This is a genomic window from Variovorax glucosi (genome assembly GCF_051216695.1).
Lineage (GTDB): Bacteria > Pseudomonadota > Gammaproteobacteria > Burkholderiales > Burkholderiaceae_C > Variovorax.
The window spans coordinates 1,519,402-1,533,692 of record NZ_JBPJZE010000001.1 but is presented as its reverse complement, the minus strand read 5'-3'; the positions used below and the strand labels follow the sequence as shown (position 1 = coordinate 1,533,692).

At 65.8% G+C, this 14,291-nt stretch carries 15 protein-coding genes; 14 read left to right on the top strand and 1 reads right to left on the bottom strand.

Annotation, left to right across the window (positions count from 1 at the left end; all coding sequences use genetic code 11):
• The first annotated feature begins 2 nt into the window (after positions 1–2).
• From mobB to ACSFA3_RS07200, 4 genes are read left to right on the top strand one after another with little or no spacing between them, the layout of a single operon-like run.
• Positions 3–536 carry a molybdopterin-guanine dinucleotide biosynthesis protein B gene (mobB, locus tag ACSFA3_RS07215; RefSeq protein ID WP_435504684.1) on the top strand — a complete coding sequence of 178 codons (534 nt, stop codon included), beginning with the start codon at positions 3–5 and terminating at the stop codon, positions 534–536.
• 4 nt (positions 537–540) lie between these two features.
• The gene (locus tag ACSFA3_RS07210; RefSeq protein WP_435504683.1) at positions 541–1,815 is read left to right on the top strand and encodes a molybdopterin molybdotransferase MoeA; all 1,275 of its coding nucleotides are present in this window, start codon (positions 541–543) and stop codon (positions 1,813–1,815) included.
• Positions 1,816–1,830: 15 nt separating this feature from the next.
• Positions 1,831–2,088 carry a molybdopterin converting factor subunit 1 gene (moaD, locus tag ACSFA3_RS07205; protein ID WP_435504682.1) on the top strand — a complete coding sequence of 86 codons (258 nt, stop codon included), beginning with the start codon at positions 1,831–1,833 and terminating at the stop codon, positions 2,086–2,088.
• A gap of 13 nt (positions 2,089–2,101) precedes the next feature.
• Positions 2,102–2,593, top strand: a complete 492-nt coding sequence (locus ACSFA3_RS07200; protein ID WP_435504681.1) for a molybdenum cofactor biosynthesis protein MoaE — start codon at positions 2,102–2,104, stop codon at positions 2,591–2,593.
• 23 nt (positions 2,594–2,616) lie between these two features.
• Here ACSFA3_RS07200 and ACSFA3_RS07195 read toward each other — a convergent pair whose 3' ends face one another.
• Positions 2,617–3,573 (bottom strand): Bug family tripartite tricarboxylate transporter substrate binding protein, encoded by a 957-nt coding sequence (locus tag ACSFA3_RS07195; protein WP_435504988.1) that lies wholly within the window; start codon positions 3,571–3,573, stop codon positions 2,617–2,619.
• Between the two features lie 193 nt (positions 3,574–3,766).
• Here ACSFA3_RS07195 and clpB point away from each other — a divergent pair, with 193 nt between their 5' ends.
• The 10 genes from clpB (at position 3,767) to ACSFA3_RS07145 (ending at position 14,269) form a co-directional block, all read left to right on the top strand.
• Positions 3,767–6,388 carry an ATP-dependent chaperone ClpB gene (gene clpB, locus ACSFA3_RS07190; RefSeq protein ID WP_435504680.1) on the top strand — a complete coding sequence of 874 codons (2,622 nt, stop codon included), beginning with the start codon at positions 3,767–3,769 and terminating at the stop codon, positions 6,386–6,388.
• A gap of 6 nt (positions 6,389–6,394) precedes the next feature.
• Positions 6,395–6,724 (top strand): hypothetical protein, encoded by a 330-nt coding sequence (locus ACSFA3_RS07185; protein ID WP_435504679.1) that lies wholly within the window; start codon positions 6,395–6,397, stop codon positions 6,722–6,724.
• Positions 6,725–6,767: 43 nt separating this feature from the next.
• Entirely contained in the window at positions 6,768–7,685 is a 918-nt protein-coding gene (locus ACSFA3_RS07180) for a LysR family transcriptional regulator (protein ID WP_435504678.1), read from the top strand.
• A gap of 127 nt (positions 7,686–7,812) precedes the next feature.
• Positions 7,813–8,202: a cupin domain-containing protein gene (locus ACSFA3_RS07175; RefSeq protein ID WP_435504677.1), complete on the top strand. Its 390-nt coding sequence runs from the start codon at positions 7,813–7,815 to the stop codon at positions 8,200–8,202.
• Positions 8,199–8,999, top strand: coding sequence for a putative hydro-lyase (locus tag ACSFA3_RS07170; RefSeq protein WP_435504676.1), 801 nt, complete (start codon positions 8,199–8,201; stop codon positions 8,997–8,999). Before ACSFA3_RS07175 ends, ACSFA3_RS07170 begins: the two co-directional genes overlap by 4 nt.
• Positions 9,000–9,042: 43 nt before the next feature.
• Complete coding sequence (locus ACSFA3_RS07165; RefSeq protein ID WP_435504675.1) at positions 9,043–10,125, top strand: TRAP transporter substrate-binding protein; 1,083 nt, start codon at positions 9,043–9,045, stop codon at positions 10,123–10,125.
• Entirely contained in the window at positions 10,125–10,763 is a 639-nt protein-coding gene (locus tag ACSFA3_RS07160; protein ID WP_435504674.1) for a TRAP transporter small permease subunit, read from the top strand. Before ACSFA3_RS07165 ends, ACSFA3_RS07160 begins: the two co-directional genes overlap by 1 nt.
• Positions 10,760–12,160, top strand: a complete 1,401-nt coding sequence (locus ACSFA3_RS07155; protein ID WP_435504673.1) for a TRAP transporter large permease — start codon at positions 10,760–10,762, stop codon at positions 12,158–12,160. The genes ACSFA3_RS07160 and ACSFA3_RS07155 overlap by 4 nt, the downstream gene beginning before the upstream one ends.
• Before the next feature lie 34 nt (positions 12,161–12,194).
• On the top strand, positions 12,195–12,917 hold the full coding sequence (locus tag ACSFA3_RS07150; protein ID WP_435504672.1) for a DUF2848 domain-containing protein: 723 nt from the start codon (positions 12,195–12,197) through the stop codon (positions 12,915–12,917).
• Positions 12,917–14,269 (top strand): amidase, encoded by a 1,353-nt coding sequence (locus ACSFA3_RS07145; RefSeq protein WP_435504671.1) that lies wholly within the window; start codon positions 12,917–12,919, stop codon positions 14,267–14,269. Before ACSFA3_RS07150 ends, ACSFA3_RS07145 begins: the two co-directional genes overlap by 1 nt.
• Positions 14,270–14,291: the final 22 nt, after the last annotated feature.

Below are 14,291 nucleotides of genomic sequence, written 5' to 3'. Positions count from 1 at the left end.
TGATGAAAGTCGTCGGATTCGCCGGCTACTCCGGCGCCGGCAAGACCACGCTGGTCGAAAAGCTGATCCCGGTGCTGAAGCAGCAGGGTCAGCGCGTGTCTGTGGTCAAGCATGCGCATCACAAATTCGACATCGACCATCCGGGCAAGGACACCTACCGCCATCGCGAGGCCGGCGCCTTCGAGGTGGTGGTGGCTTCCGACCGTCGGCTGGCGCTGATCCGCGAGTTCGAGCAGCCGGTGGAGCTGTCTGTGCACGACCTGATCGACGAACTCGACACGGGCGTCGACTGGGTGCTGGTCGAAGGCTTCAAGCACAGCGACCTGCCGAAGATCGAGGTCTGGCGTCAGGCCCAGGCCGGCGATGCGACACGGCCGTTGCGCTATGTCGACGATGCGCTGGTGGTCGGCATCGCCACCGACGTTCCGGAGGCACTTCCGCAGCCGACGTCGCTGCCGGTGTTCGATGTCAACGATGCGGGCGCGGTCGTCCGCTGGCTGCGGGACAACGCGGAACGCTTCGCATACAACCGCTAGCACCATGTCTGCATTGCCCGAATCTTCCTCGCGCCCGGCGCGCCCTTCGCTTCTTCCGCTCGACGAAGCCATCGCCAGCCTGCTGGCCAAGGCGACTTCGACGCTCGGCACCGAAAGCGTGTCGACCTTCGAAGCCGACGGCCGCGTGCTGGCCGAAGACGTGGTGTCGGCGCTTACGGTGCCGCCGCGGGACAACAGTTCGATGGACGGCTACGCGGTCCGTGCCGCGGATTGTTCAGGTGAAACCGAGCTTGTCGTGTCACAGCGCATCCCCGCCGGCAGCGTCGGCAAGCCGCTGGCCGCGGGCACTGCCGTGCGCATCTTCACGGGTGCGCAGATTCCCGACGGCGCCGATGCGGTCGTGATGCAGGAAGATGCCAGCGCGATCCCGCACGCGCCGTCCGACGCCGGCACGCTCGGGCGGGTGCGCATCGACACTGCACCGACGGTCGGGCAATGGATTCGACGCGCCGGTGAAGACGTGGCGAGCGGCGATGTGGTTCTGGCGAAGGGAACGCGGTTGACACCCGCCGCACTGGGCCTGGCCGCGAGCGTCGGGCGTGACCGGTTGCTCGTCTCGAAGCGCCCGCGCGTCGTGCTGCTTTCGACCGGCGACGAACTCGTGATGCCCGGCGAAGTCGCGCCCGACGCGATGCAACCCGGCGCGATCTACAACTCCAACCGCTTCTTCATGCGCGCCTTGCTGCACCGGCTCGGCTGCGAAGTGACCGATCTCGGCATCGTCCCGGACAACCGCGAGGCGACCATCGACGCGCTGCGCAAGGCCGCGGAGAACAACGACCTGATCGTCACCACCGGCGGCGTGTCGGTCGGTGAAGAGGACCACATCAAGGGCGCGGTGCAGGCGCTCGGCGAACTGCAGATGTGGTCGCTGGCGATGAAGCCCGGCAAGCCCTTCGCGTACGGCCGGATCGGCGATGCGCATGTCACCGGACTGCCCGGAAACCCGGTGTCGAGCTTCATGACATTCGTGCTGCTGGTGCGACCGTTTCTGCTGGCGTTGCAGGGCGCGACCCACGCCGCACCGGCGACTGTCGCGATGCGTGTCGACAGCGACTGGCCGCGCGCCGACCGCCGCCGCGAGTTTCTGCGCGCACGACGCAACGCGGAAGGCGGTCTCGATCTGTTCGCCAACCAGAGTTCGGGTGTGCTCACGTCGGCCGTCTGGGGCGACGGCGTGATCGACAACCCGGCCGGTCAGTCGTTCCGGAAGGGCGACACCGTGCATTTCATTCCGTTCGCCGCATTGTTGGCCTGATTTCCTGTCGATTCGATGACCCAGAAGACCATCCAGATCCGCTACTTTGCCTCGGTTCGCGAGGCGCTGGGCAGCGAAGAGACGCTTTCGACCAACGCTGCCACGCTGCAGGAATTGCGCGATGAACTCATCGCGCGCGGCGAGCCGCATGCCGGCGCGCTGGCCCGTGGCAAGGCCGTGCGCATGGCGCTCGACAAGGTCATGAGCAACGAAGGCGCGGCACTTTCTGACGGCAGCGAAGTCGCGTTCTTTCCGCCGGTGACCGGCGGTTGAGCAGGACCGCACGATGACATCGCCGCGCGTTTCCGTCCAGACCGAAGACTTCGACCTTCAGCGCGAAATCGATGCGCTGCATTGCAACGACCGACGCGTCGGCGCCGTCTGCAGCTTCATCGGCACCGTGCGCGATCGCAACGACGGCAGCGATGTTTCGTCGCTTGAACTCGAACACTATCCCGGCATGACCGAGCAGGCGATCGAAACGATGATCGATGCGGCGCATGCGCGTTTCGACATTCTCGGTGCCCGCGTCGTACATCGCGTGGGGCTGTTGCAGCCGCTCGACCGGATCATGATGGTCGCGGTCATTTCCGCACACCGCGGCCAGAGTTTCCAGGCCTGCGAATTCCTCATGGATTACCTCAAGACGCAGGCACCGTTCTGGAAGAAAGAGCAGACGCCCGAAGGCGCTCGCTGGGTCGATGCGCGCGTGGCCGACGATGCCGCACTTGCACGCTGGGGCATCGAAGCCTCGAACGCCAACACCCGTTCGGACTGAGCCTGTCGAGGCCTTGCACGTAGTCAGACCGCCTTGAATCCGCTGGCCTGAATGATTCGTTGCCAGGTCTGCGTGTACGTCCGCACCCGTCCGGCGAACTGCCCCTGCGTTTCATAGCCGACGGTCAGTCCCATCGAGATCAGTTTCTGCCGCAGATCCGGCATCGCCAGTACTTTCTCCAGCGCGGCGTCGAAACGGTCGATCGCGGCTTGGGGCGTACCCACCGGTGCGAACACGCCGTAGTAAGGCAAGTCTTCCAGGTTCGCAAACCCGAGTTCGGCGAAGGTCGGCACCTGCGGCAGCAGCGGCTGGCGCTTCGCTCCCAGCGTAGCGACGATACGCAATTTGCCAGCGCGGTGGTTCTCGATGAAATCGGGCACCGACGCGATGCCCGCGCTGATCTGGTTGCCAAGCATGTCGGCCATCATCGGCGCGCTGCCGCGGTAGGGCGCCGACTGGATGTCCAGCCTGTAGCGCTCCGCAATCATCTTCACCATGAATTCCGGGATCGATGCCGGTGCCGGTATGCCGATGGTTTCGCGCCCGGCGCGCCGGTTTTTCACCCAGGCGATGTACTCGTCGACGCTGCGCGCGGGCGTTCCGCCGGACACGGCCAGCACGTTGGCGAAGGTCGCAAATCCCGCGACCGGCACGAAATCGACGGCCGGGTTGAAGCCCGGGTTGCGGATCACCTGCGGCAGGATCGAGATCGTGTGGTCGTGCGACAGCATCAGCGTGTGGCCGTCGGCAGGCGACGCCTTGAGGATCTGTGCGGCAAGCTGGCCGCCGGCACCAGCGCGGTTGTCGACGATGACAGGCACGCCGAGCACATCCTTAAGCTTCTCGCCCAGCGCGCGGGCGATGGCGTCGGTGCCGGCGCCGGCCGGAAAGCCGACCAGCAGGCGCAACGGCGTGCCGTTCTGTTGTGCGTACGCACTGCGGCCTGCGCCGGTGACGAGCGCGGCTGCGCCTGCAGTCATGAGCGCGCAGAGGTCGCGGCGGCGTGCGGATGCAGGGGCGGCGTCGGCGGCACCACGGCTTGAAAAAAACATCGTCGAACTCCAGAGAGAACCGGTAAATCGGGAAATCGGGAAAGCCAGTGAAAGGGGTGCAGCGCATCATGGGACTTGAATCGCCGCGCCACGGTCCCATTTTGAATGCAGGAAACACACCATGCGCCAAGACAAACTCACCACCAAATTCCAGGAAGCGCTCAGCGACGCCCAGTCGCTCGCGCTCGGCAATGACAACGCCTACATCGAGCCGGTGCACCTGCTCGCGGCCATGCTGCGCCAGGACGAAGGGCCGCGTGCGCTGCTGGAGCGGGCCGGTGTCAACGTTCCGGGGCTGACCCAGGCAGCCGAGGCGGCGATCAAGAAGTTGCCGCAGGTGCAGGGCGGTGAAGCAGTGCAGGTCGGCCAGGAACTGGCCAAGCTGCTGCAGGCGACCGAGAAGGAAGCCATCAAGCGCAACGACCAGTTCATCGCCGGTGAGCTGTATCTGCTCGCATTGGCCGACAGCAAGGCCGACGTCGGCAATCTGGCGCGCAGCAACGGCCTGACCCGCAAGAGCCTCGAGTCCGCGATCGACGCAGTGCGCGGCGGCCAGAACGTCAACAGCGCCGACGCAGAAGGCCAGCGTGAAGCGCTGAAGAAATACTGCATGGACCTCACCGAGCGCGCCCGTCTCGGCAAGCTCGACCCCGTCATTGGCCGCGACGAGGAAATCCGCCGCGCCATCCAGGTGCTGCAGCGCCGCACAAAGAACAACCCGGTGCTGATCGGCGAACCCGGCGTCGGCAAGACTGCCATCGTCGAAGGCCTGGCGCAGCGTATCGTCGCTGGCGAAGTGCCGGATTCGCTCAAGGGCAAGCGCGTGCTGTCGCTCGACATGGCCGCGTTGCTGGCCGGCGCGAAGTTCCGCGGCGAGTTCGAGGAACGACTGAAGACCGTGCTGAGCGAACTCGCCAAGGATGAAGGGCAGACCATCGTCTTCATCGACGAACTCCACACCATGGTCGGCGCCGGCAAGGGCGAGGGCGCAATGGACGCGGGCAACATGCTCAAGCCTGCGCTCGCACGCGGCGAACTGCATTGCGTCGGTGCCACCACGCTCGACGAATACCGCAAGTACATCGAGAAGGACGCGGCTCTCGAACGTCGCTTCCAGAAGATCATCGTTGGCGAGCCGACCGTGGAGGCGACCATCGCCATCCTGCGCGGCCTGCAGGAGAAATACGAGGTCCACCACGGCGTGCAGATCACCGACCCGGCCATCGTCGCCGCGGCCGAGCTGTCCGACCGCTACATCACCGACCGCTTCCTGCCCGACAAGGCGATCGACCTGATCGACGAGGCTGCGGCCAAGATCAAGATCGAGATGGATTCCAAGCCCGAGGTCATGGACCGGCTCGACCGCCGGCTGATCCAGCTGCAGATCGAGCGCGAAGCCGTGCGGCGCGAGAAGGACGAGTCGTCGCAGAAGCGCTTCGGCCTGATCGAGGACGAGATCGTCAAGCTGCAGAAGGAAATCGCCGACTACGACGAGATCTGGCAGGCCGAGAAGGCGCAGGCCCAGGGGTCCAAGGAGGTGATGGAAGAGATCGACAAGATGCGCTTCAAGATCGCCGAGTTCACGCAGAAGGGCGACTTCAACAAGGTTGCGGAGCTGCAGTACGGCCAACTTCCGGCGCTCGAAAAGCGTCTGAAGGAAGCGCAGGAAAGCGAGACAACCAAGGGCAAGTCGAGCGTGCCGACATTGCTGCGCACGCAGGTCGGCGCGGAAGAAATCGCCGAGGTCGTGGCGCGCGCCACCGGCATTCCGGTCGCCAAGCTGATGCAGGGCGAGCGCGACAAGCTGCTGGTGATGGAAGACAAGCTGCACGAGCGCGTGGTCGGGCAGGAAGAGGCCATCGGCGCGGTGGCGAATGCGATCCGCCGCTCGCGCTCCGGCCTGAGCGACCCGAGCCGCCCGACCGGCAGTTTCCTGTTCCTCGGCCCGACGGGCGTCGGCAAGACCGAACTCTGCAAGGCGCTGGCCGGTTTTCTGTTCGACAGCGAAGATCACCTGATCCGCATCGATATGAGCGAGTTCATGGAGAAGCATTCGGTCGCGCGGCTGATCGGCGCGCCGCCGGGCTACGTGGGTTACGAGGAGGGTGGCTACCTGACCGAAGCCGTGCGCCGGAAGCCCTACAGCGTGGTGCTGCTCGACGAGGTCGAAAAAGCGCATCCTGACGTTTTCAACGTGTTGCTGCAGGTGCTCGACGACGGTCGCCTCACCGACGGCCAGGGCCGCACGGTCGACTTCAAGAACACCGTGATCGTCATGACCAGCAACATCGGCTCTCCGATCATCCAGGCGATGGTGGGCAAGCCGAGCGAGGAGATCAAGGAAGCCGTCTGGGACGAACTGAAGAACTACTTCCGGCCCGAATTCCTGAACCGGATCGACGAAACGGTGGTGTTCCACGCGCTCGACGCGAAGAACATCGAATCGATCGCGGCGATCCAGCTGAAAGTGCTGCAGGCACGGCTCGCGAAAATGGACTTGTATCTCGATGTATCTGCTGCGGCGCTGGCTGAGATTGCGAAGGTCGGATTCGATCCCGTGTTCGGTGCGCGGCCGCTCAAGCGGGCGATTCAGCAGCGGCTGGAGAATCCACTCTCCAAGTTGCTGCTCGACGGCACATTTGGACCGAAAGACACGATCCGGGTCGAAACCGACCCGATCCAGTCGCCGGGGCAGTTCTCGTTCAGCAAGGGTGGGGAACATTTGGCGGCAGAAGCGGCCTAAGCGCAGATGTTGAATTTCATCCTTCGCGTCGTTCTGTTCTTTCTGGGGTTGGTGGTCGCGGCCAGCCTGCTTTGCGCGGTATTCCTGCTTGCAGCGGTGTGGTTCCTGCGCGCTGGATGGGCCAAGATCACCGGGAAACCGGTGACGCCATGGGTGATGCGCTTCAACCCGCGAAGCGGATTCGACCGCTTCACCGCTGCGGGCCGCGTGCCCGAGCCGACCGCAGCGGACGTCACCAATGCCCGCGCACGCGGTGAGTCGGTGCGCAGCCCGATCGCGCTCGGCGAAGCCGACGACGTGACGGACGTTCGTGCGCGTCCCGTGTCGCGCGACTGATCGACCAAGGAAAGCAAGTCCGACCCTGCCCTAGACTTCGCACATGAACGTGCGATTTCTTGAAGCTTTCGTCTGGGTTGCCAAACTGGGCAGCTTCAAGGCAGCTGCCGAGAAGATGCACACGACGCAGGCCGGCATCTCCAGTCGCATTGCGACGCTGGAAGAGCAGTTCGGCGTGAGACTGTTCGATCGGGAACATCGCGGCGTCATGCTGACCTACCACGGCACCGAGCTGATGCCGCATGCCGAACGCATGATCGAAATGCAGGCGCGCATGATCGCCGCGATGGGCCAGGCCGATGCGTTCTCCGGGATGCTTCGCATAGGCGTCATCGAAACCGTCGCTCATACCTGGCTGCCCGATCTGCTGTCGCGCTTCGCAGAAAAATATCCCAACGCCACGCTCGAACTCATCTCCGACATCACGCCGCGCCTGCGTGACGATCTGCTGCGCGGACTGCTCGACTGCGCCATTCTTTCGGAGGAGATCACGCAGGGCTTCATCGACAACCGCCGCATCGCCAATTTTGCGATGCGCTGGGTCGCTTGCCCTCGGCTGGCGCTCAAGTTTCCGTCGCGCGAATTGCTGTCTTTCGCCGATCTGGCGGAGCAGCCGATCATCTCGTTCCACCGCGATTCCAGCGTCTACCGCAACATCGCGCAGAGCTCCAGCGGAATCGCCAACCTGCGGGTGAGTTATTTCTCGTCGATCGGCGCGATGGTCGACATGGTCCGCGCCGGCTTCGGCACCGCTCTGCTGCCGGTGGCCGTGATCCAGCAGGATCTGCTGCAGGGGCGGCTGGTGATCCTGGACGTGGCGCCGGTGCCGATCTCGCTGCCGCTGGTCGCCAGCATCCGGCTCGAACCGGCATCGCCGCTGGCCGAGGCGCTGGTCAACATGGCCCGCGCAGCCTGCGACGACTTCATAGCGAACAGCCGCGAAGACGTGCTCGCGCCCTGAACAGGCGCGTGGCGTGCCCGCTGGTGGGGCAGGACGATGCGCCACATGCGTGCATCACGAAACGCTATCGCAAAGCGAAAGAATTTCCCGTTTGACCCTGTCGGGCCGCGCGTCAACACTGCGCGCCATGCCAAAGGTCCTGTCCAAACTCCATCGCGAATTCTTCGCGATCCACCCAGAGTGCGATTCGACCGCCTGGTCGCCGGTCGCCTCGTCGGCCGGCCTGATCGAGGAGATCCTTCTCGCCGACAACCTCGACAGCACCACCCGCACCGGTTCCCGGACGCGGCTCGCGCGCTGGAGCGCCGGCGCGCTGATCGACCGACCGGTCGTTCACGATTTCCACGAGGAAGTGTTCATCGTCGAAGGCGATCTGGCGGTCGGTTGCGACGCTGAAGGCGGGGGCGGCGAGCTGTTCGGTCCCTACACCTTCGCCTGTCGTCCGCCCGGAGCGGTGCACGGGCCATTCGTGTCGCGCACCGGCTGCACGATGCTCGAATTCCAGTACTACGCATGACCACTTCGTCCGCCCCTTTCGACTTCGCCAGCCGCGAGGCCCGGCTCGCCGTGCGCAGCGGCAGCCATCGCGGCCACACCGCCGGCATGGCGCCGGGCCATGTCCAGGGCAATCTGGTGATCCTGCCGAAGGCCGACGCCGACGATTTCCTGCGCTTCTGCCAGCGCAATCCGAAGTCGTGTCCGCTGCTGGCTGTATCGGAGCCCGGCGACCCGGCATTGCCGTCCCTCGGCGAAGACATCGACATCCGCAGCGATGTGCCGGAATACCGGGTCTGGCGTGACGGCGTGCTCGTCGACTCGCCGCACGACGTGCGCGACATCTGGCGCGACGACCTGGTCAGCTTCCTGATCGGCTGTTCCTTTTCCTTCGAGCAGGCGCTGATCGAGGCCGGCGTGCCGCTGCGGCACGTGACCGACGGGCACAACGTCGCGATGTTCAAGACCTCGATCGACAGCATTCCCGCCGGACGATTCCACGGCCCGATGGTGGTGTCGATGCGTCCGATGAAGGCTGCCGACGCGATCCGCTCGGTACAGGTGACGTCGCGCTTCCCGACCGTGCACGGTGCGCCGGTCCACATCGGCCGGCCCGACCTGATCGGCATCGCCGACATTTCCGCGCCCGATTTCGGCGATCCGGTCGCCGTCATGGACGACGAGCTGCCGGTGTTCTGGGCCTGCGGCGTGACGCCGCAGGCGGTGGTGATGGCGGCGCGGCCTGCTTTCTGCATCACGCATGCACCGGGCTGCATGCTGGTCACCGACCTGCTCAACCACCGCATCGCCAGTTTCTAGCGTCTCGCGGCCCGTATCTTTTTTCCACCTTCAGGAGTTTCACATGAAGCCTTCGCTGCTTTCCACTGCATCCCTCGCGTCCGTCGCGATCGCCGTCATGCTGCTCGGCGGCAACGCCGTGGCGCAGGTGCCTGCCGGCCCGAAGATCGCCGTCCAGGCCATCACCCAGGTGTCGCCGAACCTGCCGCAGTACACCAAGGTCGACCAGCCGCTTCTGCGCGACGGTATCGCCAAGGCGACCAACGGCCGCGTCGAAGTCACCCTGTCGTCCTGGCCGGAACGCAACGTGAACGGACCCGAAGTGCTGCGCCTGGTGCGCTCGGGCCAGGTCGATATCGCCGCCGCGCCGCTGACCACCGTGTCGGGCGACGTGCCAATGCTCGACGGCGTCGACCTGGCCGGCATGAACGCCGACATCAGGCAGGCCCGCAAGGTCGCCGACGCGATGGTGCCGGTGGCGAACAAGGAATTGGAGCGCCTCGGCATCAAGCTGGTCGCCACCTATCCGTTCTCCGGCCAGATGCTGTTCTGCCGCAAGCCGGTGATGAGCCTGGCCGACCTCAAGGGGCTCAAGGTGCGCACCAACGGTCCGTCGTCGGCCGACCTGATGAAGGGACTCGGCGCGCAGCCGGTATCGCTGGCTTTCGGCGAGGTCTACACCGCGCTGGAACGCGGCACGGTCGACTGCGGCATCACCGGTGCGGGTTCGGGCAACGGCGTGAAGTGGCCCGAAGTCACGACGCATCTCTACACGCTGCCGCTGTCGTGGTCGACGTCCGGCTACTTCGTGAACCTGGCCTGGTGGAACAAGCTGGATCCGGCAATCCGCGCGCAGTTCGAGAAGACGATGGGCGAAGTGCAGGAAGCGCAGTGGAAACTCGGCGTCGAAGCCACCGACGACGGCATCGCCTGCAACGTCGGCCGCGCCGCCGACTGCAAGCTCCACACGCTGGTGCGTAAGCCGATGATCGAAGGCAAGCCGCAGGCCGACGTCGTCGCCACGCTGAAGAAGGAGCTCACCGACGACGTGCTGCCCGGCTGGATCAAGCGCTGCGGCGAGCGCTGCGCGGTGGTCTACAACGAGGTGATCGCCCCGATCACCGGCATCAAGTACGTGAGCAAATAATGTTCCGCGCGCTCGAATGGGTCAGCGCCAAGGCGATGACCATCGCCGGCTGGTGCTACCTGCTGATCACGCTGCTGATCTGCTTCGACATCGCCGCCCGGCGCCTGCTGGGTTTCTCCAGCGAGGCGACCACCGAAGTCACCGGCTACCTGATGGCCATCGGCATGAGCTGGGGCCTGGCTGGCACGCTGTTCGAGCGCGGGCATGTGCGCATCGACGTGCTGGTGCAGAAGATGCCGCTGAAGGTGCGCGTCTGGCTGCATCTGGCGTCGCTGAGTGCGCTGGTCGTCGCCAGCGGCTTCTTCGCCTTCGGCGCGTTCTCGCTGGCGAAGGACTCCTTCGACTTCGGCGCGACCGACCTGTCCGCCATGCACACGCCGCTGGCGATTCCGCAAGGCCTGTGGGCTGGCGGGCTCATGCTGTTGCTGCTGGCCGGTGTCGCGCTCGCGGCGCGCGCCGTGCGCCAGCTCGCCGTCGGTGATGCCGACGGCATGGACCGCATGCTGATGGCGCGCACCTACATCGACGAGGCCGCCGAGACGCTCGAAGCCGTTGCCGAGGCGCAGCAGGGCATGCAGCCCGTCGCGTCGGGTGCGTCGGGTGCAAAAACAGTGTCTTCAAAAGGAGCCGCCCGATGATCGCGATCGTCTTCATCGTGCTGGTCGGCCTGCTGATCGGCGGCGCTTCGCTGTTCGGTGCGCCCGGCCATGCCGCCCAGATCGCGTCGGCCGGCGTGCCGTGGTGGGCGCTGGCTGCCGTGCTGGTGGCCTTCGTCGGCTTCTTCGCGGGCGGCATCTATGTCGGTGCGGCGCTCGCGGTGCTGTCGCTGCTGGCGGGCTTCGGCCTGTCGGACCGGCCGTTCTGGAACTTCATCGGCGAGATGATCTGGGGGCCGTCGACCAATTTCGTGCTGGTGTCCGTGCCGCTCTTTCTGCTGATGGGCGAGATCATGCTGCGCGCCGGGCTGTCGGAGCGGCTCTACCGCGCGCTCAACGTCTGGATGGGCCGGCTGCCGGGCGGCCTGCTGCACACCAACATCATGGCCTGCGGCGTGTTCTCGGCCGTGGCCGGCTCCAGCGTGGCGACCGCCGCGACGATGGGCTCGGTGGCGCTGCCTTACTTCGAGAAGAGCCACTATCCGCCCAAGCTGGTGCTCGGCTCGCTCGCAGCCGGCGGCGCGCTCGGCAACCTGATCCCGCCGGGCATCACCTTCATCATCTACGGGCTGATCACCGACACATCGGTCGGCGCGCTGTACCTGGCGGCCATCGGGCCGAGCATCCTGGTGGTGCTGCTGTTCACCGCCGTGATCCTGTACTACAGCTACAAGCTCAAGCTGCACGGCGACGCGACGGCCATGGGCATCACCTGGAAGCACCGCATCGCGAGCCTGTCGGACCTGGTGCCGACGGCGCTGCTGATCGGCCTGGTGCTGGGCACGATCTACGCGGGCTGGGCGACGCCGACCGAATCGGCCGCGCTGGGCGTCGCCGGCAGCCTGGTGCTGGCGGTGGCCGACCGCAAGCTCAAGTGGAAGATGCTGGCCGAGTCGATGCGGGCTACCGCGCGCACCACGTCGATGATCGCGCTGATCCTGTTCGGCGCGTACTTTCTGAACTACATCCTGTCGTCGCTGGGTATCCCGCAGATGCTGGCGAAGTTCCTGACCGGGCTGCCGTTTCCGGGCTGGGTGATCATGCTGGTGATCATCGGTTTCTACCTCGCGCTGGGCACCTTCATGGAAGGCATGTCGATGGTCATCACGACCATTCCGCTGCTGTTCCCGGTGGTGACCGCGCTCGGCTACGACCCGATCTGGTTCGGCGTGGTGATCACGATGCTGGTGGAGATCGCGATGATCAGCCCGCCCGACGGCACGGTGCTCTACGTGCTGCAGGGCATGCGAAGACAGCCCGGGCCGATCACCGATGTCTTCGCCGGCGTGATGCCCTTCATGTTCGTCTACATGCTCGCGATCATCGTGCTGATGGTGTTCCCGGCCATCGCGCTGTGGCTCCCGGCCTATCTGATGTGACCTCTCAGAAATTGAATCTTCAATGTCTCATCCCATGACTCTTTCTTTCGCCTGCGAATCCGTGGCCACCGACGGTACGCGCAGCGTCCGGCTTCTGCATGTGGCGCCACGCCAACTGGTGATCGCCGGCTGGACCGGCCGCGACGCTGCCGCCATCCAGCACCACATCGACGAGCTGCAGGCCATCGGCGTGCCGCCGCCGTCGAGCGTGCCGCTGTACTACCGCGTCGGCGCCAACCTGCTGACGCAATCGGCGTCGATCGAAGCACTCGGCCCGGACAGTTCCGGCGAGGCCGAGCCGCTGCTGTTCTTCGCCGACGGCGAGTGGTGGCTGAGCGTCGGCTCCGATCACACCGACCGCAAGGTCGAGACCTATTCGGTCGTCGTGTCCAAGCAGCTGTGCGCCAAGCCGGTCGCGAACACCGCCTGGCGCTGGGCCGATGTCGCGGGCTACCAGGACGAACTGGAACTGCGCTCGCGCATCCTCGAAGACGGCGAATGGGTGCCGTACCAGGAGGGCACCTTCGGCTCGATCCGCCCGCTGGCCGGGTTGCGCGATGGCATCTACGCTACAGGCGACGCTGGAGAAGTTGCGGAAGGCCGTTTCATGACCTGCGGCACGCTGGGCGCCATTCCCAACGCCAAGGGCGAAGGCATTCGGCCCGCTGCCGAAATGGAGATCGAGATCCGCGATCCACGCCTCAAGCGCAGCATCGTCCATCGCTATGCCGTGCAGGCGCTGGAGGTGATTTCCTGATGGCCGGCAGTCTGCGGATCGATTCGGACATCGCCACATTGCGTGCGCGCATCGCGGGCGGAGAGCTGTCGCATGAAGCGGTCGTTGCGGCGGCGCTCGACAGTGCATCTTCTGCAGCCGCCGAGCATGTCTTCACGCACCTGTACGCGGACGCTGCGCTGGCTGCGGCGCGTCACGCGGATGCGGCGCAACGTGCCGGCGTATCGCTGCCGACGCTCGCCGGCCTGCCGGTGTCGATCAAGGACCTCTACGACGTCGCCGGTGAAACCACGATGGCAGGCTCGGTCGTGTGTAAGGGCGAACCGGTTGCGGCGGCCGACGCGGTCGCCGTCGCACGCCTGCGCAACGCAGGTGCCGTCATCGTCGGCAAGACCAACATGACCGAATTCGCGTTCTCGGGCGTCGGCATCAATCCGCACTACGGTACGCCGCGCAATCCAGCCGATGCGGTGACGGCGCGTATTCCCGGCGGTTCGTCTTCCGGCGCGGCGGCGTCAGTCGCGCTCGGGCTTGCCGTGGCGGGGCTGGGTTCGGACACCGGCGGGTCGATCCGCATCCCGGCCGCGCTCTGCGGACTGGTCGGTTTCAAGAGCACGCAGTCGCGCGTGCCGCGCAAGGGCGCTTTCGAGCTGTCGCGCTCGCTCGACACCGTCTGCGCGATGACGCGCACCGTGGCCGACTGCATCGTCGTCGATGCCGCCATCGCCGATGCGCCGCTCCGCATCCGCCGCCGACCGTTGCAGGGCCTGCGTTTCGCGGTGCCGCGCACGGTGATGTTCGACGGCATCGAGCCGGCGGTCGCGCAGGCGTTCGACCGGGCGCTGAGCAAGCTGTCGGCGGGCGGCGCGCACATTGTCGATCTGCCGCTGAGCGAGCTTGCAGAGATCGCGCAGATCAACGCGCCGGGCGGCTTTTCGCCGGTCGAGGCGTCGGCGGTGCATCGCAGCCGTATCGCCGGCGGGCGTGCCGCGTTCGATCCGCGTGTCGCTGCACGCATCGATCTCGGCTCTTCGGTCGCGGCAGCCGATTACATCGTCATGCAGGACCGTCGCCGCGACTGGATCGGCCGTGTTGAAAGCGCCCTGGAAGGCTTCGACGCGATGCTGTGCCCGACCGTGCCGATCATCGCGCCGACCATCGCTTCGCTCGCGACCGACGCGGAATTCTTCAAGGCCAATGGCTTGCTGCTACGCAATCCGTTCGCCATCAATTTCCTCGATGGCTGTGCTTTCAGCCTGCCGTGTCATGCGGCGGGCGAACTGCCGGTCGGGCTGATGCTGTCGTCGGTGAACGGCGACGACGCACGGCTGGCGGCTGCGGCGCTGGCTGTCGAGGCCGCGCTGGCGGGCTGAGCGCGGCACAGGGACAATATCG